Origin of the sequence: Limosilactobacillus frumenti DSM 13145, from assembly GCF_001436045.1 — a bacterium.
Classification (GTDB): Bacteria; Bacillota; Bacilli; order Lactobacillales; family Lactobacillaceae; genus Limosilactobacillus; species Limosilactobacillus frumenti.
Genome location: NZ_AZER01000025.1, coordinates 36,506 through 55,663 on the forward strand (window position 1 = coordinate 36,506; position 19,158 = coordinate 55,663).

Sequence of the window (19,158 nt, forward strand, 5' to 3'; positions counted from 1 at the left end):
GGGGTGTTTTAATAATGGTTCAAACGAATCAGTATAATGCAGACTAATAATTAACAACGTGCACAAATGAGAAAGTATTACCTGATCCGTCTGCACTCACTAATTAGTCTTGGGCTTGTGCTTGAGCCTTTTTCCGTAATACAAAGATGTGTAAGAAGATTGAGCAAAGCAGGCAGCCAGCGGTAGCGGCTAACAGCAATACCAGGCCGGCATTCCAGCCATACTTATCAACGGCCCAGCCAAGAAGACTGGTTCCTAACGTCGAACCTAAAACATAGGACATGAATCCACGAAGACCAACAGTTGAACCAACAGCAAATGGTGGAACAACTTCCATAGTCTGAACAGAGTCCAAGAATTGTGGAATGTAAACCAAGCAACCAGCTAAGGCTGCGTAAATCGTAACTGAAGTAACTGATTTACCGTTCCAGTAACCTAAGATGCAGAAGATAATCAGTACCAAGGCAATGATTGCCGGTGGCATCCGGTAACTCTTGAAGAGCTTATCAGAAATGATCCCGGCTAACAGGGTTGATGGAATGGCAGCCCATTCGAAGAAAGCAAAGGCAACCATCATTTGACTGTGCGTGAAGCCCTTCGCCTGAATCAGGAAAATTGGAATCCACGTTAAGATCCCGAACCGAATCATGTAAACGAAGGTATCCATGAAGGAAACCAGCCAAGCACCAGGGTTATTAAAGACATATTGGGTCAAAATTTGCCAAGATGACAGATCTTTGTAGTCAATGCCTTTTTCCTGTTCCTTGGTTTCTGGCAGCGGAGGAAGCCCTTCTTCTTGTGGACGACCTTTAACTAACCAGAGGACTAAGCAGGCGATCACAATCGCAACTAATGCTGGAAAGACGTACATTGCAAAACGCCAGTGAGCAGCACCAACCATTCCCAACATAAAGCCAGCCAATGGTGAAATTAATCCCCCACCAACATTGTGTGAACAGTTCCAGATGGAAGTAATGAAGCCACGCTGTTTCTTGTCAAAGTAGGTCGACAAGATAATGAATGAAGGTCCAACCCCCATTCCCTGGAAAAGGCCAAGCAAAATCAAAATAATAGCTAATGAAATTAAATTATGACCAAACGCGGCGAGACACATACTCATGATGGCACAGGCAATTAACCCAGTGGCCATGAATCGTTTTGGATCCGCCTTATCAGCCCAGGCACTCATGACCCCTTTACCTAATCCATAGGCGATCAATAAGCAACTAGACAGCATCCCAATTTGACCCTTTGACAGGTCCAGAGTTGCCTTAATATTCGGCGTCGACAGCGTAAAGTTATTCCGAACAATATAGAAAGCGGCATAACCAATAAATACCCCGACCAAGGACATCCACTTGTATGCAGTAAACTTTTGTTTAGCTTGGTCTGCAGGTACCGCTGGTTTATGCCGTGGTTTTAAGAATGAAAGCACTTATTTTCATCTCCTAATTTTAGCGATCCATAGTAAGCGGTTACTATGTTGCTATATCAGTTTTTGTGCACGATTTAATTATATTACAAAAATGGGTTTAAAACGCCCTTTTTATTCTAATAGCTTTCATAATTAACCATAAATAAACACAAAATAAAGAAAGTGCTCTCAAATAGTAAAATTTTACTTATTCTTGGCGCATTAATAAATCAACAATCTGCTGTTTACTAATCTTACCAAAATAGTTACTTAATTGGAGCGGTTGGAGGGCTTTCTCCACCGCTTGACGGTCATACCGGACCCCAATGAGGGCTTGTTCAAATTCATCAATCTTTCGTTGACCAAAGAAATCCCCATAAGTCTTTAAGTATTTAATTCGACCATTATCAATTTGCAAGCGAAAGTCGACGGTTCCTTGAGCAAAATGCTGACGGTGTTGAATAGCTGATTCAGGTGATTTTCCATAGATCCAATCCCAGTTCGAATAAACCTTTTGATTTAACTCTTCTACTCGTTGTTTAGTTTGATCATCTAAGACATATTCTCGAGCTTGCGCTAAATCATCAACACCCAAAATCTTTTTCGCTAAAGTATCGCGAAATTGTTCAATCGTTAATGACTGGTATTGGGGAGCAAAGTAAGGCTTTAGGTTCGTCACCCGCGAATGAACCGACTTAATCCCCTTCGAGGCAATCTTATCTGCTGGGACATCTAGAGCCTTACCAATCACGTCTAAATCAACATCGTACATCAAAGTACCGTGAGAGAACATCCGTCCATTGGTCGTTTTCATTGCATTGCCAGAAAATTTCTTGCCGTCAATTTGTAAGTCATTTCTACCCGCTAATTGAGCATTGTGGGCACCCATTTCATGAAGGGCTTCAATGACTGGTTCAGTAAATTTACGAAAGTTACCAACTGAGTCACCATCATCTTTAGTGATAAAGCTAAAGCTGACATTGCCCAAGTCATCATAAACAGCTCCACCACCAGAAGTTCGCCGCGTGACAATAATGTTGTGTTTCTTGACGTAATCTAAATTAATTTCTTCGTATGCATCTTGATAACGCCCCAAGATAATGCAAGGCGAATTAATGTAGAAGTACAGTATTGGCTCTGCCAAGTCAGCATGCTCCATCAAATAAGTTTCCAAAGCCAAGTTATATCTAATATCACGATTACTAGTAACCAAATATTTCATTTTTATGCCTTCTCATTTGTAAAATCAAAGTGATCGACTAAGTGAACGGTAACGTTAGAGCTATCTTGCAGTAGTTTAGCGACTGGACACCGTTTTTCAGCACGTGCCAACATCGCGTGGGCCGTTTGCCGATCAACCTGCGGAATTATTACCTGGGCATCTAGTTTGAATTGAAAGCCGGGATCATCAGTCAACATTGTGATGCCGACCTGGACACTGCTCTCGTGTTTTAATCCCCGTCGATGTTCATCAGCTTCAATCGTTGCGTTCAAACAAGTTGCTAGTGCCAATCCAATCATCTGTTCCGGATTAGTTCCTGGATCACCTGAAATTGGGTTAGCTGTAGTTAATTGTAAATTCCCACCAGAAACAACTTTAACCGGGCCATGAATACCGACTCGATTTTCGACAACGGTATGATATAGTGCCTTCTCGCTCATGATGGTTTCCTCCTTAATTAAGCGTTTACATTTGTAATACTAGTCTAATGAGGGAGAATTGTCTATTATTTAGGAATATCAATTAAAACAAAAAGAACCTTCCCACTTAATTGCTGGGAAGGTTCCGAAAGTTAGCAGATCAGGTAATGAATCAGACATTGAGTTCCTTGCCATACTCATTGTTGATTGTGTCAACAACGTCCTTGGCACTCATGTTGTCTTCAACAATTTCCTTGCCGTCACGTAAAGTGTACTTTACGTCGTCGCTCAGATTACTGAAGTCAACATCGTTACCCTTTGCATCAACAAAATCAAACTTCGAGTTTTGGAAGTTCTTAAGAGCATCTTCATTAATTTCCATGATTCATGCTTCCTTTCATACTCTATTGTAATCTTTTTTCAAGTTAATGAACACTCTTTCTCTAATTATTCAATAAATTTATCAAATAAGTAGGTGTAGTTATTCTCCTGGGCCGTTAGTAATTGCTAATTGGTTAGATCCGCCTGATTACAGTTTTTATAATTTTACAGATTTTAATTGACCTTTTAACATCAGGAGTTTTATTATTTTTGTAATCGCTTACATAATAGGCAGTACTGAGGAGTTACTTATTGAATGAGTTTTTATAGTGAACAAATTGAAAAGATGATCGATTCAAATACGCCTGATTTACAGCTCCATACCATTACGAACTTGGCTCCAACACCCCAAGCCAACGTTATTGTTGTCCATGGATTAGCTGAATACGCCAAACGTTTTGATCCCCTAGCAAGTTACCTTGTCAAACACGATTGCAATGTCTTCCGCTATGATCAACTTGGTCACGGTGAAACAGAAGGCGAGCGTGGTTATATGAAATCACCAGCTGATCTGTATGACAACCTCAAAATTATTGTTGAACAAGTTAAAAATGAATACCCAGACTTACCACTGTTTGTGGTCGGCCACAGTATGGGCGGAGAAACGGTTCTCTTGTATGGTGCCAAGTATCCAAATACCGTGGATGGTTTAATTGTGACTGATCCCGTATCGATTGCAAAGGGACCAAGTAAAGTGCTAGGCGGTCCTTTAACTGGCGATGACCATGACCAAATTCCAAATGCCATCAATGGCGGTCTCGATTGCGATCAACGAGTAGTTGACAAGTACATTCATAATCCAGCGGTTCTCCACCAGTTAACTGTGGGGATCATGCGTCACGGTATTATGGATGGGGCCATGTACCTGCGTGATCATTTACAAGATATTACTGACCCAATTCTTTATCTCCAGGGGTTAAAAGATGGTTTGATCAATTACCAAGATTCACTGGACGCCTACGCAATGATCTCTTCTGAAGATAAGGAACTCCATGTCTACCCATTTCTCATGCACGAAATTCTCAATGAAACTAATCGGAAGTGGGAAATCTATGATGAAATTATTCGGTGGATTAATAAACGCCGTTACTAAATACTGAAATAAAGAAGACGGTCCAAAATCAGTTTGGACCGTCTTCTTTATTTAACGGCAAAATGCTGATAACGAATGGTAGATCGACAGTAATGATTAATTCCCCAGTTAGGTCCGTGATAGCGATGGTAATAATGCAAAAAATCATGATATAGCAATGGTCTAGTAGCCAGTGGCACCCCTTGCCAACAACGCACATCGTCATCACCCGTCCGTACTAAGTCAATGTATACCCTCCGTTGTGGTGTCTGCCACCGTTGTTTAGCCCGGCGCCGAAGCTGATTATCCGGCGGTTGACGAACGTCGAGGTACTGGTGACTCCGCCGATCCTGCGGCCATAAACAGTATTGACCATGGGGAATACCATAATTAAACGATTCCGTATTGGCAATCTCTGCCAATTGTTCCTCCCGATATTTAACAGGATCACTGATTACCCGGCCGTTAGCTGTCCATTGATACTGTTGCCATTCGCTAACGAACTGTTCGCTATCGATATCAATGATCAATTCAATCATTCGAGCTGGACTTTCATGCCACGTCCAAGAGTTACGTACTAACTGAACTTTCATGTGTTGTGGGTAGGCAAAATCCTTTTGATAACGATTATGATAACGGGCGTTGGTTGAGTAGTCCAATTTCAATTGGTGGTCGTTAGCAAAGTTCAACAAACGTTCATAATCTGTGTGGCCGCGGTAACTATGAAGATAGTTCAAATAAAACAAATCCAGATAAGCACGAAATAAGTGAATTTTATGTCCCAGTTCGTCTACCCGTAATCCACTTGTTGTTGGATAAACCTGGCGAACCTGACTACGAAATTGACGAAAAAATGGCGCTAAGGGTGATATCTCCGTATCAGGCTCTACCAGATTAGTTGTTAATTGAAGAAAACCAAAACGATCAACCTTAACATGGAAATAATCATTAAGCAGTAGTTCTAATCGTTGACCTGGCGAACCCGACATTGCGTGGATTTGGTGCCAAGCTTGTTCAATTGTCAGCATTCCCCAATCACCTCGCTTTTACTCAATTTTACCTAGTAAAAATGAAAATTTTGTTGGTTATTAGCCAGGTTTTATCAATAATTTGACAGCAATTCATAAATTATGCATAAATTAACTGGACCTCATCCCTTATTCTTGATAAGCTATGAGTGTATATTATGAAAGCGCATTCACAAAGGGGTTTTGAAGATGAAATTAAGCCAAGCCGAATTAGCTAAATACATGGATCATACGATGCTGAAACCTGACGCTACTGCGGACATGATTGACCAGACAATCGCTGAAGCCCGGCACTACAATACCGCTTCCGTTTGTGTTAATCCCTACTGGGTTCACCGGGTCCACGAAGGATTAGCTGGAACAACTGTCAACACTTGCACCGTGGTTGGCTTCCCATTAGGAGCCACTTCCACCGCCAGCAAAGTGTTTGAAACGAAACAAGCCCTGACCGATGGTGCCGATGAAATCGATATGGTGATTAATATTGGTGAACTCAAAAGTGGGCACGACCAAGCGGTAGAACATGATATTCGCGCGGTTGTCGAAGCGACTCACGCCCACGGTAAAATTTTGAAGGTCATCATTGAAACCTGCCTATTAACTGATGCAGAAAAAGTTAAGGCTTGCCAGCTGGTTGTTAAGGCCGGTGCTGACTTTGTTAAAACTTCTACTGGCTTCTCCACCGCTGGAGCGAAGGTCGCGGACGTCAAACTAATGCGGCAAACTGTTGGTCCCGACTTTAAGATCAAGGCTGCCGGTGGTATCCACAGTTTGGCAGAAGCATACGCCATGATTGAAGCCGGCGCTAACCGTTTAGGTGTTTCGGCCGCTGTTAAAATTCTTCAAGAAGCTGCACAACAATAATGAGGAGTGATCATAATGGCTTATAAACGGGTCTTTGTAATTGTAATGGATTCAGTGGGAACTGGTGCTGCTGCCGATGCCGCTAAGTTTGATGATGTTGGTGCTGATACCTTAGGCCACGTGGGTGAGGCTTATCAGGGAAAGTTGCATTTACCAAATTTAGCTAAACTTGGTCTCAGTAACTTGCGCAATACCCCAATTGAAGGCGTACCAGTTGCTAATCCGGCAATCGGTGATTTTGGTAAAATGGCTGAGATCTCAACTGGTAAGGACAGTATGAATGGTCATTGGGAAATGATGGGGCTCCCCGTTACTAAGCCGCTCTCCTTCTTCCCCAACGGTTTCCCACAAGAAATCATTGATAAGATTGAACACTTCTCTGGTCGTAAGGTAATCGTCAATAAGCCTTATTCCGGCACCCAAATCATCCATGATTACGGTGAACGACAAATGAAGACTGGTGAATTAATCCTGTATACTTCTGGCGATTCTGTGATGCAAATTGCTGCTCACGAAGATATCATCCCCGTGGAAGAACTATACAAGATCTGTCGATACGCGCGGACCTTACTGAATGGTCCAAAGTATATTGTTGGTCGGGTTATTGCCCGTCCTTATATTGGACCAGACAAAGACCACTTTACCCGGACTGCGAACCGGCATGACTTTGGCCTGAAGCCAACTGGTAAAACCGACCTCAACCGTCTTCATGACGCCGGTTATAAAGTGATTGCTATCGGTAAAATCAACGATATTTTCTCCGGTTCTGGGATCGATCAAGCCTTCCATAACGAAAGCAATATGGACGGGATGGACCACGTCGATGAAGTCATGAAACAGAACTTCACTGGTTTTTGCTTTACTAACCTCGTTGACTTTGATGCCATGTATGGTCACCGTCGTAATCCAATTGGTTTTGGGCAAGCCTTAATGGACTTTGATCAGCGACTTGGGACGGTCCTTGATGAAATGAAGCCCGACGACCTCCTAATGATCACTGCTGACCACGGAAACGACCCCGGTTTCCGCGGAACCGACCATACCCGGGAAAACGTTCCGTTGTTAGCATATTCCCCATCAATGAAAAATAGTGGTCAATCACTAGGAACCCGTTCGACCTTTGCCGACCTAGGTGCTACGATATTGGACAACTTTAATGTCCCAGCTGAACTGGGGACCAGTTTCTACGACCAAATCAGCAACAAATAAGGGCCATCCTATTTAACACCGTTCCTTTCCGCCTCTATAATGGAATTAGAGTCTATAGGAAGGGAAGTCTGATAATGAAAGCAATGACAATTAAAGCATTGTTGAAGTTAATGAAAAAAGACAAGGTTGAGATTGATCCAGAAAATAAGGGTGAAATTAACTACGTGTTTAAAATCAACCACCATCCCTTCGGTCATTTAGATCAATATGGTGACTTATATCTGAATACTTACGCTGAAACTATTTCACGTCCATTGAGCATTGGTAAAACGGTCATTGATCGCTGGGTAAATAATGCGGTGAAAGGATTTCGTATTAACTTACGGCGAATTAATAAATGGACGACAGAAAAGTATTAATTCTTGATAAAAGCGCCAGCTAACTGCAAATACAGTTAACTGGCGCTTTTATTTGCTGAATATTAAAATTTAACCATTAACATGAAGAAGGCCATCGTCACAATAGCAAACACCGTTGAATAAAACTGGGTTGCCGCAATTTCTGTTTCATTAACCCGGTAACGAATAGCCAAAATAGTTGGAATTGCCGCGGTTGGAATTGCTAAGGTGACAACAACTACTTTAACTAGTTCAGTTGGAACCTTAAATACTAACATCAATCCCCAAATTACTAGTGGGACTAACAAATTACGGCAAAAGACATTGACAGCAATTTGTTTGGTCAACTTCAGCTCATGACTGAATAGAATGATCCCGGTAGCAAACATTGCTAACCCACCTGCGCTTTGGCCAAGCGTGGTGAAAGTAGGTACCAGTAACTTTGGCAGCTGACAACCACATAAAGCTAAAATAAATGCTAACAAAGCTGAAAAAACCAATGGTTGCTTAAGGGTCCGCAAAACGCGTCGCCCTAAGGAATCATTTTCGCCCTTCACTAAAGACATTTGCCAAAACACAACTGGTACTAAAATAACGTTCATTAACAGACTGGAGATCCCAATATCAATGGCAGCAACTGATTCAGCGAACAGCAGTGGTAAAACCGCCGAACCAATAAAAGGTACTGATGGTGCTGCTAAGGACATCGAGCGGAGGATAGCGACTGGACGTTCCACTTTGCTAGCCCGCATCACGAGCCAAAAGACAAAGTAAGCACCAATCATCCCGACTAGAATCCATACAACCAATGGAATATCCGCAATAATCACTTTCCGTGGTGTTTTTAAAATTCCAGCAAAAATACTCATTGGTAATGCATAACGTAAAACTAGTCGCGTAAGTTGTTGACTATCATGGCTGTCGAAGTCACCTACTTTGCCGGCTAGAATACCCAAACCAATGGTAACGACAATTGGCAACAATGCAAAAACAAGGGTAACTAGCATATTTTCAATCTCCTCTCTGCTTATGCAGGAATTGAGTTCTATTTTGCCAAATTATATTAAAAAGTAAATAGAAAATTATAAATTGATTAGAAAAATAAGAAGCTACTGTTATTAATATTTATTATTAAGCGTTAATACCTATTGATGATGGTGATTACGTCTTTAAATCTTTAAAAATTAATTATAAGTTTCTCAGAAAAATCTCTTGACTTTTGTTTTTCACCGCCTTATATTAATTGCAACATCAAATAACGGTTTTGAAACACAGTGAATAGGAGAGTAATTTTCTTATCATTACGCAGCGAGCCTAAGTAAGTGCAAGTTAGGCAAATGATAATTAAACGAAAGTAGCCTATGAGTGACTAGGGCGACATTGAGGAGTCTTAGTCGGGAGCGCCCGTTACAGCGCCAACGTATCTGATTTATCATGTACGGGGTAAGGTATCACTAGTGATGGTGGTATGAATAAAGGTGGTAACACGCGCAAGCGTCCTTTTTAAGCAATTGCTTAAGGAGGGCGCTTTTTTCATACCGTTATTCGATAAATTTTTACAAAGGAATGGTAATTATGATGAGTGACAAGTTGAATTTTAAACGAACAATTATTACTGCTTCACTAATTTTTGGGATGCTCTTTGGTGCTGGTAATTTAATTTTTCCTGTTCATCTCGGACAAATGGCAGGTGCTCACTGGTTAACCGCGAGTAGTGGCTTTCTGATTTCTGGTGTTTTAATTCCGCTAATGGCTTTACTGGCGATTAGTATTACCCGCTCAAATGGTATTTATGACCTGGCAAAACCTAATGGCCGCCGTTATGCTTTAATTTTTCTAATTTTAATTCACGCCACCTTAGGACCATTATTTGCTACTCCCCGGACAGCGACAGTTCCATATACAATTGGCATTGCGCCCCATTTATCGGCGAGTAATAACTCCATTGGCTTATTGATTTATTCTGCAATCTTCTTTGGGCTAACCTACTACTTCTCTACCCGACAAGGGCGGATTACCACCCTCATTGGTAAATTGCTGAATCCCCTTTTTCTCCTGTTATTATTATCCATTTTCTTACTCGCTTTCTTAAATCCAATGGGGACGACTGAAAATACGCCATTAACTACGCCTTACCTCCACGCTGCTTTCTCAAACGGTTTTCTGCAGGGCTATAACACAATGGACGGCTTAGCTTCACTGGCCTTTGGAATTACTGTTATTACGGCCATTAAATCATTTGGCATCCACAAGCAACGAACCATTTCCCTAGCAACTGCCAAAAGCGGCATGATTGGCTTAGCTGGTATTGGCTTAATCTACTTAAGCCTGACCTGGCTCGGTGCCACTAGCCTCCACCACTTTAAGTTAGCTGCCAATGGCGGCACCACGTTAGCACAAATTGCCCATTACTACATGGGAGCTACTGGTGACGCGTTGTTAGCCACCTTGGCCACTATTACCTGTATGACAAGTGCAATGGGCTTGGTAATTGCCTTCTCCCAAGATTTTCATCGTCGTTTCCCCCGGATTTCATATAAAGCTTTCCTGCGTTTCAACTGTTTGCTTTCATTCACGATTGCTAACTTGGGACTGAATCAAATTATTGCTTGGTCGACACCAGTTCTCATGTTCTTGTATCCTTTAGCAATTACCTTAATCATTCTCGGGATCACTTCACCCCTCTTTCACAACGACCCATTAGTTTACCGCATTACTACTGGGTTAACTTTAATTCCGGCTTTCTTTGACATGCTGAATGCATTACCTGCTTCCATTCATAATTGGGCATTTACCCAAGGATTGTTAGGATTTGCTCAACATTACTTCCCATTCTTTAACAATGGCTTCGGATGGTTGAGTTTTGGGATTGCTGGAATGCTACTGGGATTAACTTGTCACTTTTTTAATCATCAAAAAGCAGTTAATAGTTCTTTAGAGAAGAACCAATAAAAGGAGCCGTGACAGAAACCATTTATGTCTTTTTCTTCACGCCCCCGCAAATATAAATAGGGCTCTAGCGTTCGGATTGAACACTAGAGCCCTTTCGTACTGTGCTGTAGCATTTCTATATTTATGCGTTAATAACGGTGATCCGTTCACGGTGGTGTTGTGGCTTCACAATTTCATTGACAATCAGTTTTGCCATGGTGCCTGAAGTAACTTTCGACGCTCCCTTGTCGTCAAATAAAAGGTCATCCCCACCAATAACATAACCAGTAGCAGGGCCCTCTTCAAAGGTCATCGATGGCGAAATGCCAAGCCAATCCGCATTGTTTACCGTTGCCAGGTATTCTAATTCCTTAAATTGCTGCTTAGGTGTATTAATCCATTTATCAGCACCTGGTACCTTTGCAATATCGTCAACAAAGCGGTGCCGGTCTTGTCCTGTTAATAAGCTGCCTGCTCCCAGGATAAAGATGATCGCATATTAGTATTAGCCGCAACTTGAACCAGCTTTTGAGCCAACGTTACTTGCTGCTCCGCATGCTGAGGGCCAGGGTTAAAAGCATCTACCAATACGTCAAATTTTGCTAGCTGCTGGTTATCCAGGGCTAAAACATCTTTAACGATCAACTGGGCACTATTTCCTAAAACTTCCTTTGCTCGTTTTTCATGACGAACTATTCCAGTAACTGTAAGCCCACTGGTCAGCGTCGCCAGGTGATAAATGGCTTGTCCTGCCATTCCTGAAGCACCAATAATTCCGACTTTTGTCATTATGATTTCCTCCTTAATTCAAGGTCGATCCTAACGATGATCTTGTTTGACCGAGACTATCCAAGCCAAGTCCTGATGGTTCCATTTACGCCAGGTAAACTCGACACCAAAACTAATAATCAATAAAGCAATGACTGACAGCCACGTTAACACTTCACCATTGATAATGGTTTGAGCAAATAACAGCGCAAACAAAGCAAAATTAAGAATGATTGAGCCAATCAGCAGCCACCGGTTTGCGCCTGTCTGTCTAATTAAGCGCAAATGACCAACATTAACCATTGCATAGACCAGTAAGAAAGCCAGACTAGCCATTTCACCAACTGATGCCAATGGAAAAATGACGACAAATAAGCAGACCATTAATGAGGTAAAGAACAATCCCCAAGTACCGCCAATCTTGGTCATTGCCCCAAACTTCGGTGGGATTTCATCAATCTTAGCAATCCGAATTGCTAGATTCTCATCACCAAACATCGTTGAATTAACAGCAGATGCCGTCGCTACTAACGCAGCAATACTAATTAAGACCATCCCAATTTTACCAAATAGCACCTTCCCAGCAATGGCCAGGACGTGTCCTTGGTTAGCGATCGCACCATGAACACCAATCGTCATAATAACAACTACACTTGCAATAATATAAATGGCCATTACTATTCCTAAAGATAGGAAGAGGGCCATGGGCAATTGCTTCTGCGGATTCTTCATATTGCCCGCGGCATTAGTGACCACCCCAAAACCTTCATAGGTAACATACAGTAGTCCTGCCGCTGACAAAATACCCAATATCCCGCCATGAACAGTCGAAGTCATCATTGGCGCCATATGGGCCTGGCTCAAACCCACACCAATGAATGCCAGTAAAATGATTAATTCAAATGCAATAATAGCGGTTTGCGCACGGGCCACTTGCTGTGAGCCAAACAAATTTAGGATGACAACCACAATGACAATGCCAATACTAATCATTTTGCCAAGCCAGTCATTATTTTGCCGACCCATTAATTGACAAGCATATTCAGCAAAACCCGTTGCATAGAGCGCCATTGCAATAATCCAGCCAAAATACTGGAAAACATTTAATCCACCGGCAAGGAGGCCATCGCCAAATCCTTTGACTAAAAATTGGGCTGCGCCGCCACGATCGGGATACTTCATTCCAAGCTTAGAATAGGAGTACACCGAAAAAGCGGCCACTAAGCCACCAATCAAGAAAGCCACTGGTAACCAAACGCCAGCCGACTTGGCCGCTAGTCCTAACAATGTATACAGGCCAGCACCCATCATGCCGCCCACGCCGATTGCGGTGGCACCAACCACCCCGATGGTTCCTGTTTTACTATTTGTTTGCTTGTTCATCATATAGCGCCTCGATATAACAATTACTAACTTAATTATAGCGCTCCCGTTAATGAATTAGTGTTCAAAAGCAGTCTTCATTTGATCAATTGCTTCTCTTAGGTTGTTATTATTCGCCAAATAAGAAATTACCGCTGCACCGGCACAATTAGTATTCGCTACTTCACCGAAATTTTGATTATTAATCCCGCCGATGGCGACAACGGGGTGCTTGCTCAACTGGACAAGTTTTTGCAACTGTTGTGGCCCAATTGCCGGATCAGCATCTGCTTTGGAATCAGTAGGATAAATTGGCCCCACTCCAATATAGTCAACGGCCAATTTATTGGCATGCTCAACCTGTTCACTGGTATTACATGAGTAACCGACCATCATCTGGCTGCCAACTGCAGACAGGACTTGTTCAACCTGTTGATCCTTTTGGCCAACATGTATCCCATCGGCGTGAATCTGTTGGGCCAATTGCACATCATCATCAACGAATAAGGGAACTCCATATGATTGACAAAGTCGTTTAAGCTGGCCGCCAAGTTCAATTTTGGCCGTTTCATCCAGATGGCTAGAACCCTTTTCACGGAACTGAAAAGCCGTAATACCATTTTTTAATGCCATTGTGACTTTTGCTAGTAAGGCAGATGGGGAATGATGAATGTCTTGCGTCCCGGCCACAAAGTAGCATCGTAATATTGCTGGATCAAACATCACTTTTCACCTCCAAACGCCCACAGATTGAGTGGTCCATGGCCATGACCAATCTGAATGGTATTGGCAATACTAGCAGTCACAAACTGCTTACTAATTTTTATGGCTTCTTCTATTGGCTTACCCTTAGCCAATTCCGCAACAATACAGGAAGAAATCGTATCCCCAGTGCCGTGGGTCCGTTTTGTGTGAACCCGTTTGGCCTTCATCCAAAAGTCACGTTGATCAGCTAAGAGCACGTAGTCAGTGGCATAGTCAGGATCGTTAAAATGGCCAGCCTTCACTAACACGTTTTTAGCTCCCATAGATTGAAGTTGTCGAGCAGCTTCCTTCATTTGTTCAGGTTGTTCAACTTTGATCCCGGTTAGCTTCTCCGTTTCTGGCAAGTTAGGAGTGATAAGAGTACACAGCGGTATCAAATCTCTTTTAACTTCGGCAATGGCATCATCAGCGAGTAACTTTGCTCCTCCCTTGGCCACCATTACGGGATCTAAAACATATGGTCCAAAATCGTAGCGACGGAGATTTTCTGCCACTATTTGAACAGTCGGAATATCAGCCAGCATCCCCGTCTTACATGCCCGAATCCGAAAGTCATCCGCAATTGATGCAAACTGTGCATTGATCTGTTCAGTGGTCAGAGGATATGCCTTTTGGACGCCAAGGGTGTTCTGGGCTGTGATGGCTACAATTACGGTCGCCCCAAAAACACGGCGCATCTGCATCGTTTTCAAATCAGCTTGCATACCAGCACCACCGCCACAGTCTGAACCAGCAATCGTCAATGTCTGGGGGAATTCATTAATCATTATGCTCACTCTTTTCAAATAGTTTTGTTATTTCTACTGTCGTTATTTCACTTAAAACATCATTAAAGTGGTTGAACCAAGTAAGGGATCCCCGGTCATGACAACTTTGACCACACAAGGTAAAAGTCCCCACTGCTGTCGAAACTGCCTGCAGACTGTTTTCAACTGCCAGGAAAGTTGCCACAAGTGAAGACAACATGTCACCGGTACCAACATACCGGGGAAAATATGGGTTAGTAAACGTTGATTCCTCAACATCAATGCCATCACTCACATAATCAGTGGGGCCGCTAGCGAGGGCAAAACTGTGAAAATGCCGGGCACATTCTTGAACCAATTCACTAACATTATCTTGTCCCTCACCACTGTCGATACCGTGACTGTGCCATGGGCGGTGTAATAAAGCTGCCATTTCGCCAGCATTGCCACGTAGACAGGTAACTGGGTAACGATCCAGAACCTGCTTAGTCCAGTTCAGTCGAAAACTACTACTCCCTACCGCTACCGGGTCAAACACCACTGGCCGGTGAAAAGCTTGGTTGGCGGCCAAAATTGCCGTCATCAGTTCTTGTTGTGCTTGATTAAGCGTGCCAATGTTTAAGCAGATCGCATCCGCTTGAGCAACCATATCTGGAACTTCTTCTGGAGCAGTAATCATCATTGGCGATGCGCCAATAAAATTCACCGCGTTAGCCACAATCTGTGGGGTAACAGCATTGTTAATTATTAGAACCAGGGGATGGGTTGAACGAACGCGTTCAATTAGTGACCAATCAAATTGCTTCATTGTTGCCACCCCTCTTCCTCCATCGCCATTTGCCAAAAATGCAGTTCATAAAAGCTACTACGAACAAAGGCCTGTCGCATCTGCTGGCGAATTTCCTTGTTAACACTATCCGCCACCGTATTTAATGCGCTCATCATCCTTTGCTTTTCCCCACTAGCTGCTACTTCAGCATAAGTTTGAAAAAAGCGATTATACATTGGCTGCGGGCTCTGTTGATATCGCCAGTATTCCGCTAATTCGTTATATAGCCATGGGCATGGTAATAGAGATGCTAATCCTACTTCTGAAGAGACGGCAATGCTTTGTCGCAAATGGTTGAGGTAGTCATATGTAGTTGGCGCTAGTGGTGTCTCCCGGTATTCGTGCGTACTAACCTTCATTTCTTGAAAATACTTCTCCCGTTCCTTAATTTCCAGCTGCGAATCATCCATTACAAAAAGGTCATTAGGAATTGAATAGACAGCACTCAGTTGATCCATTACTTGTCGTTGTAAGTGATTAAACACTTCCAAATAGCGATAATCTTGAATGCAGTAAAAGCGGAATTTACGGATCGGTAACTGGCCGTTTGCCATCCTGGTGATAAAAGGATGGTGAAAACTCTGGTGCCATAAATTGGCAACTTGTTGATGAATGCTTGTCGCAAATGTCATTATTAACGGATCCTTTCTAAAACAAAACGCACGTAAGTTAAAAACCTACGTGCGTAACATGAATGCAACTTTCCTTCGCAAGTATTAACTTAACAGGTTCAAGGGTATAATCTCAGCCGCAGTGGGCACCCCTAGTGCTAATATTCAATTCTGTTTTAACTGTACAATAAATAGTCAATTCCTGCAAGCGATTACATTTAAACCAATCTTTTTTACTAGAGTTTATGTTTGAACTAGCTTAAACTAAAGCTGATATTTGTATTTACTGATCGCTTGGTTATAAAGGCAGGTTTTCAATATGATTCATACTATTCAAACCGTCTCTGATTACATTGAAGAAATCGAAAAATTAATCAATGACAAGCACCATAACTTCTATTTTCGTGGCCAGGATGATGCATTTTCCAACACCCTACCAGCTATTTTTCGGAGTCGCAAATTACTGGATAACGAAGATAATTTATTCAATGATTTTCTAATGACTGATCCCCAGTTGTTTGAAAAATGCCGGACTAATTTCGAACGAATGGCATTGATGGAACACTACCACTTACCAACAAGATTACTGGATGTCAGTTCTAATCCATTAATTGCCCTGTTTTTTGCGGTAAAAGGCGGTCAGGGAAATGGCGAAGTCTACATTTACAAAGATCAGCCTAACCAGGATAAGCTCGCTGCAATGCTTGACCAGCGGGGATGGCATAACTTAATTGCTGAATACCAGTATAAAGTTGGTGTGACCCACCACAATTATTTTAAGAAAAACGCTTTTAGTAATGAAATGCAATTGGAATCATCTCTCGCCCGGCAATCCATGGCGGATAAGAGTTCGTTCTTTCAAACCATTAAGAAGTTCTACCAACTAGATAATAGTTACATTGCTCAGCAACACCGCTTGTGGAGTGACGACTATTTAAATTACTTTGAAAATGAAGACGCCAACTACTTTGCTGAATTCAAGCATGACTTACAGACGCTGCCATTTTTGCGGTTATTTGAAGAGGCCAAACGTGATATTCCAAGTTTTGCCAACAAATTGAATCCGCTCGAACTGATTGTCCCCAAGATAGTGACTATCAAGCGAATGAGCCGGCGAATGGAAAATCAGCAAGGACTGTTCCTCTTCGTGCCATTCATTGGTGATGAATATGATCAATCAGTAAATGTCGATTATCACGAAATTGAACGCCAGGCACAAGCAGCCATTGATATTTTGAGCTTGTATAATGCAGATAACCCGAATGAAAAAGAGAAGTATATTATTCCAGCCAAGTATAAACGATCCATTTTAGATGAACTGGCCAAGTTAGGAATTGACTACAGCTTTATTTATCCAGAAGACCACGCTAAAAAAGCTGAAATGATTAAAAACAAGTACTTAGGGCTTTAAAGAAGCTGGGAAATAGACTCGTAAGTTTAAGTTCGAGACTACTAGTAACAGAGAAAGGGAAGAGAAAAAGCATTCTGCTTTTTCTCTTCCCCTTTTTTATACCCACTTGTGTGAACTACCTATTAGGAACTCATCATTTAAAGTTATTTTTCATCATTAATCCTAAGAGACTATTCAAGGATTTCAGCGCGTCAAACACAACTGACAGGTCATCGCTAGTCGCTACCGGATTAAGGATGTTGCCACTTTGTGCTTTTGACAGCTTACGTAAATTCGTTGAAGCATTGGTTTTGACTAATGCCACCGTGAATGTCTGAAGTTGATCATTACTAAAGACATGCTCTTCCCTATTACGATCAAAGTTGTTGTATAGCACTTGGTAGCCATCCTTCTTCAACTGCTCAATTTCATCGGCTGTCGAATACCGCGCAGCAATCTTTTGGCCTACCTCTCCGGAAATCAATCCAGAAGAAGCAAGTTGTTTGCTCTCATCCCCTAAGTCAACATAGTTAACAATCGCCATTGGCTTCTGGAGTACCGTTGGAGCAGCTGGTTCTTGTGATGCATTTTCAACAACATCAGGTTGGTAACTAACGTTGACCACATCATTATTACCAGTGACTTTTTGGGCAGCGACCGTCTTAACAGTAGAATGAAAACCATTAACTACTGGAACCGCCACTGGTTTATATGACTGCTCATCAGCTTGCCAAGGACTAGCCGTGATTAGCTCACCAGTCACCAGGTCCACCGTAATCGTTCGTCCCCAATTGACTGCTTGCACAATCGGTTGCGGAGTTTTATCACCGGCACCAGAAAACTGCACAGTTAGCTTCGTTGTCCGTTGATATTGGTCAGCGTTGACTGAAGCTTGGGGATGTTGTGGTGAAACATTGGCATGACGGTGTTGCAATGTAATGATGTAAGTTTGTTCAAACTGATCATTAGCATCAAAGAACTGTGGTGCCCCGTCCGGATTAAAGCCATTATCAACTAACTCATAGCCGCGGTTAATTAACTGCTTAATTGTTTCAGTTGGGTCGTAATTAATGACCGCATTTGGCTGACCGGTAACCTCAACTGGCGTTATGATGGCCTGATTATGGTTATCAATGTCTAAGAAGCGGATCACTGCTGTTTGTGGCCCAGTTGATGCTTGCTTAATTAAGCGGTAATCAACAGTATATTCCACATCTGGTTTTGCTGGATCAACTTCATGACCGCCGACCATTGCCTGAGAAGGAGTATATCCCTGAACACTGGGACTGCCAATGACTGGGTAATTTGAGTGAACCGGCCGCCATGGCTTACTTCCCATCCTCTTATTGGTCACTTTATCAAAGATGATTGACCGGCTCAACTGGACGGTTGTCTGACTGTCACGAGGCGTCCGACTACCTGCTCCTTGATAGTGAACTATTTGGTGCCCCACCTTAGCAACTTCATTTGGCTCAACACCATGGTCAAGATGATTACCCGTTACCACTTGGCGCTGGTGCTTGAATGTCAGTAGGTGGGTCTGGTTATCAAAGCGCTGCTGGGCAAAACCATTAGTGACGAGTTCATAGCCTTGGCTTTGAAGCTTTTTTATTTGCTCATCAAGGTGGTAGTCACTAGTAGCGGTAATCTGACCAGACGTTGCAATTTGCGCCATGTTGTTATCTAGATCAACATAATTAATAATCGCAAAAGATTGTGGCTGACCTTTTACTTCTGTTTGCATGGTAATTCCTCCCAACTGAAACCCCAAATAGGGAGTGGCATTGTTCATGTCACTCCCTATTGGCT

The 19,158-nt window shown here is 42.5% G+C and carries 18 protein-coding genes, 1 pseudogene and 1 riboswitch; of the genes and pseudogenes, 6 read left to right on the forward strand and 13 right to left on the reverse strand.

Translation table 11 applies throughout. The annotated features are described in order from the left end of the window. Positions 1 to 103: 103 nt before the first annotated feature. The 4 genes from FD27_RS08065 to FD27_RS08080 all read right to left on the reverse strand — a co-directional run bounded on the left by FD27_RS08065 (position 104) and on the right by FD27_RS08080 (position 3,437). Entirely contained in the window at positions 104 to 1,435 is a 1,332-nt protein-coding gene (locus tag FD27_RS08065) for an MFS transporter (RefSeq protein ID WP_057752473.1), read from the reverse strand. 187 nt (positions 1,436 to 1,622) lie between these two features. Beyond that, positions 1,623 to 2,636, reverse strand: coding sequence for a lipoate--protein ligase (locus FD27_RS08070; protein ID WP_057752476.1), 1,014 nt, complete (start codon positions 2,634 to 2,636; stop codon positions 1,623 to 1,625). Between the two features lie 2 nt (positions 2,637 to 2,638). Continuing rightward, complete coding sequence (locus tag FD27_RS08075) at positions 2,639 to 3,076, reverse strand: OsmC family protein (RefSeq protein ID WP_057752479.1); 438 nt, start codon at positions 3,074 to 3,076, stop codon at positions 2,639 to 2,641. Positions 3,077 to 3,227: 151 nt separating this feature from the next. Next, entirely contained in the window at positions 3,228 to 3,437 is a 210-nt protein-coding gene (locus tag FD27_RS08080) for a hypothetical protein (protein WP_057752482.1), read from the reverse strand. 255 nt (positions 3,438 to 3,692) lie between these two features. On the opposite strand from FD27_RS08080, the gene FD27_RS08085 reads away from it, so the two are divergent. Continuing rightward, on the forward strand, positions 3,693 to 4,529 hold the full coding sequence (locus tag FD27_RS08085) for an alpha/beta hydrolase (RefSeq protein WP_057752485.1): 837 nt from the start codon (positions 3,693 to 3,695) through the stop codon (positions 4,527 to 4,529). A 47-nt stretch (positions 4,530 to 4,576) separates the two neighbouring features. On the opposite strand, the gene FD27_RS08090 is transcribed toward FD27_RS08085, so the two are convergent. Continuing rightward, a complete protein-coding gene (locus FD27_RS08090) occupies positions 4,577 to 5,536 on the reverse strand; it encodes a DUF3114 domain-containing protein (RefSeq protein WP_057752489.1) in 960 nt (319 codons plus the stop codon). Positions 5,537 to 5,725: 189 nt separating this feature from the next. Between FD27_RS08090 and deoC the strand changes: the two genes are divergently transcribed. The 3 genes from deoC to FD27_RS08105 all read left to right on the forward strand — a co-directional run bounded on the left by deoC (position 5,726) and on the right by FD27_RS08105 (position 7,968). Further along, positions 5,726 to 6,400, forward strand: a complete 675-nt coding sequence (gene deoC, locus FD27_RS08095; RefSeq protein WP_057752492.1) for a deoxyribose-phosphate aldolase — start codon at positions 5,726 to 5,728, stop codon at positions 6,398 to 6,400. Between the two features lie 15 nt (positions 6,401 to 6,415). After that, a complete protein-coding gene (locus FD27_RS08100; protein ID WP_057752496.1) occupies positions 6,416 to 7,609 on the forward strand; it encodes a phosphopentomutase in 1,194 nt (397 codons plus the stop codon). A 74-nt stretch (positions 7,610 to 7,683) separates the two neighbouring features. Further along, positions 7,684 to 7,968, forward strand: a complete 285-nt coding sequence (locus tag FD27_RS08105) for a hypothetical protein (RefSeq protein WP_057752499.1) — start codon at positions 7,684 to 7,686, stop codon at positions 7,966 to 7,968. 62 nt (positions 7,969 to 8,030) lie between these two features. Here FD27_RS08105 and FD27_RS08110 read toward each other — a convergent pair whose 3' ends face one another. Further along, the gene (locus FD27_RS08110; protein WP_057752502.1) at positions 8,031 to 8,954 is read right to left on the reverse strand and encodes an AEC family transporter; all 924 of its coding nucleotides are present in this window, start codon (positions 8,952 to 8,954) and stop codon (positions 8,031 to 8,033) included. A gap of 571 nt (positions 8,955 to 9,525) precedes the next feature. Between FD27_RS08110 and brnQ the strand changes: the two genes are divergently transcribed. Beyond that, entirely contained in the window at positions 9,526 to 10,899 is a 1,374-nt protein-coding gene (gene brnQ, locus FD27_RS08115; protein ID WP_413230742.1) for a branched-chain amino acid transport system II carrier protein, read from the forward strand. A gap of 121 nt (positions 10,900 to 11,020) precedes the next feature. Here brnQ and FD27_RS08120 read toward each other — a convergent pair. The 6 genes and pseudogenes from FD27_RS08120 to FD27_RS08145 all read right to left on the reverse strand — a co-directional run bounded on the left by FD27_RS08120 (position 11,021) and on the right by FD27_RS08145 (position 15,980). Next, positions 11,021 to 11,667, reverse strand: a pseudogene (locus FD27_RS08120) (NAD(P)-dependent oxidoreductase). A 30-nt stretch (positions 11,668 to 11,697) separates the two neighbouring features. Further along, positions 11,698 to 13,032, reverse strand: a complete 1,335-nt coding sequence (locus FD27_RS08125) for an APC family permease (protein ID WP_151495775.1) — start codon at positions 13,030 to 13,032, stop codon at positions 11,698 to 11,700. A gap of 54 nt (positions 13,033 to 13,086) precedes the next feature. Next, positions 13,087 to 13,734 (reverse strand): thiamine phosphate synthase, encoded by a 648-nt coding sequence (thiE, locus tag FD27_RS08130; RefSeq protein ID WP_057752508.1) that lies wholly within the window; start codon positions 13,732 to 13,734, stop codon positions 13,087 to 13,089. Beyond that, positions 13,731 to 14,540, reverse strand: coding sequence for a bifunctional hydroxymethylpyrimidine kinase/phosphomethylpyrimidine kinase (thiD, locus tag FD27_RS08135; RefSeq protein WP_057752511.1), 810 nt, complete (start codon positions 14,538 to 14,540; stop codon positions 13,731 to 13,733). The genes thiE and thiD overlap by 4 nt, the downstream gene beginning before the upstream one ends. Further along, on the reverse strand, positions 14,533 to 15,327 hold the full coding sequence (gene thiM / locus FD27_RS08140) for a hydroxyethylthiazole kinase (protein ID WP_235803037.1): 795 nt from the start codon (positions 15,325 to 15,327) through the stop codon (positions 14,533 to 14,535). The genes thiD and thiM overlap by 8 nt, the downstream gene beginning before the upstream one ends. Next, positions 15,324 to 15,980: a thiaminase II/PqqC family protein gene (locus tag FD27_RS08145; protein WP_057752517.1), complete on the reverse strand. Its 657-nt coding sequence runs from the start codon at positions 15,978 to 15,980 to the stop codon at positions 15,324 to 15,326. The genes thiM and FD27_RS08145 overlap by 4 nt, the downstream gene beginning before the upstream one ends. Positions 15,981 to 16,033: 53 nt before the next feature. Next, positions 16,034 to 16,123: riboswitch (TPP riboswitch) on the reverse strand. A 155-nt stretch (positions 16,124 to 16,278) separates the two neighbouring features. On the opposite strand from FD27_RS08145, the gene FD27_RS08150 reads away from it, so the two are divergent. After that, positions 16,279 to 17,370: an FRG domain-containing protein gene (locus FD27_RS08150; protein ID WP_057752520.1), complete on the forward strand. Its 1,092-nt coding sequence runs from the start codon at positions 16,279 to 16,281 to the stop codon at positions 17,368 to 17,370. A 133-nt stretch (positions 17,371 to 17,503) separates the two neighbouring features. Here FD27_RS08150 and FD27_RS08155 read toward each other — a convergent pair whose 3' ends face one another. After that, complete coding sequence (locus tag FD27_RS08155; RefSeq protein ID WP_057752523.1) at positions 17,504 to 19,093, reverse strand: mucin-binding protein; 1,590 nt, start codon at positions 19,091 to 19,093, stop codon at positions 17,504 to 17,506. Between the last annotated feature and the right edge of the window lie 65 nt (positions 19,094 to 19,158).

Coding starts and splice junctions, on each gene's coding strand:
- FD27_RS08145 (WP_057752517.1), bottom strand. CDS start 15,980: ATGACATTTGCGACAAGCATTCATCAACAAGTTGCCAATTTATGGCAC.
- FD27_RS08075 (WP_057752479.1), bottom strand. CDS start 3,076: ATGAGCGAGAAGGCACTATATCATACCGTTGTCGAAAATCGAGTCGGT.
- FD27_RS08080 (WP_057752482.1), bottom strand. CDS start 3,437: ATGGAAATTAATGAAGATGCTCTTAAGAACTTCCAAAACTCGAAGTTT.
- deoC (WP_057752492.1), top strand. CDS start 5,726: ATGAAATTAAGCCAAGCCGAATTAGCTAAATACATGGATCATACGATG.
- FD27_RS08150 (WP_057752520.1), top strand. CDS start 16,279: ATGATTCATACTATTCAAACCGTCTCTGATTACATTGAAGAAATCGAA.
- FD27_RS08105 (WP_057752499.1), top strand. CDS start 7,684: ATGAAAGCAATGACAATTAAAGCATTGTTGAAGTTAATGAAAAAAGAC.
- FD27_RS08155 (WP_057752523.1), bottom strand. CDS start 19,093: ATGCAAACAGAAGTAAAAGGTCAGCCACAATCTTTTGCGATTATTAAT.
- thiM (WP_235803037.1), bottom strand. CDS start 15,327: ATGAAGCAATTTGATTGGTCACTAATTGAACGCGTTCGTTCAACCCAT.
- FD27_RS08125 (WP_151495775.1), bottom strand. CDS start 13,032: ATGATGAACAAGCAAACAAATAGTAAAACAGGAACCATCGGGGTGGTT.
- FD27_RS08090 (WP_057752489.1), bottom strand. CDS start 5,536: ATGCTGACAATTGAACAAGCTTGGCACCAAATCCACGCAATGTCGGGT.
- FD27_RS08085 (WP_057752485.1), top strand. CDS start 3,693: ATGAGTTTTTATAGTGAACAAATTGAAAAGATGATCGATTCAAATACG.
- FD27_RS08070 (WP_057752476.1), bottom strand. CDS start 2,636: ATGAAATATTTGGTTACTAGTAATCGTGATATTAGATATAACTTGGCT.
- FD27_RS08100 (WP_057752496.1), top strand. CDS start 6,416: ATGGCTTATAAACGGGTCTTTGTAATTGTAATGGATTCAGTGGGAACT.
- FD27_RS08110 (WP_057752502.1), bottom strand. CDS start 8,954: ATGCTAGTTACCCTTGTTTTTGCATTGTTGCCAATTGTCGTTACCATT.
- brnQ (WP_413230742.1), top strand. CDS start 9,526: ATGAGTGACAAGTTGAATTTTAAACGAACAATTATTACTGCTTCACTA.
- thiD (WP_057752511.1), bottom strand. CDS start 14,540: ATGATTAATGAATTCCCCCAGACATTGACGATTGCTGGTTCAGACTGT.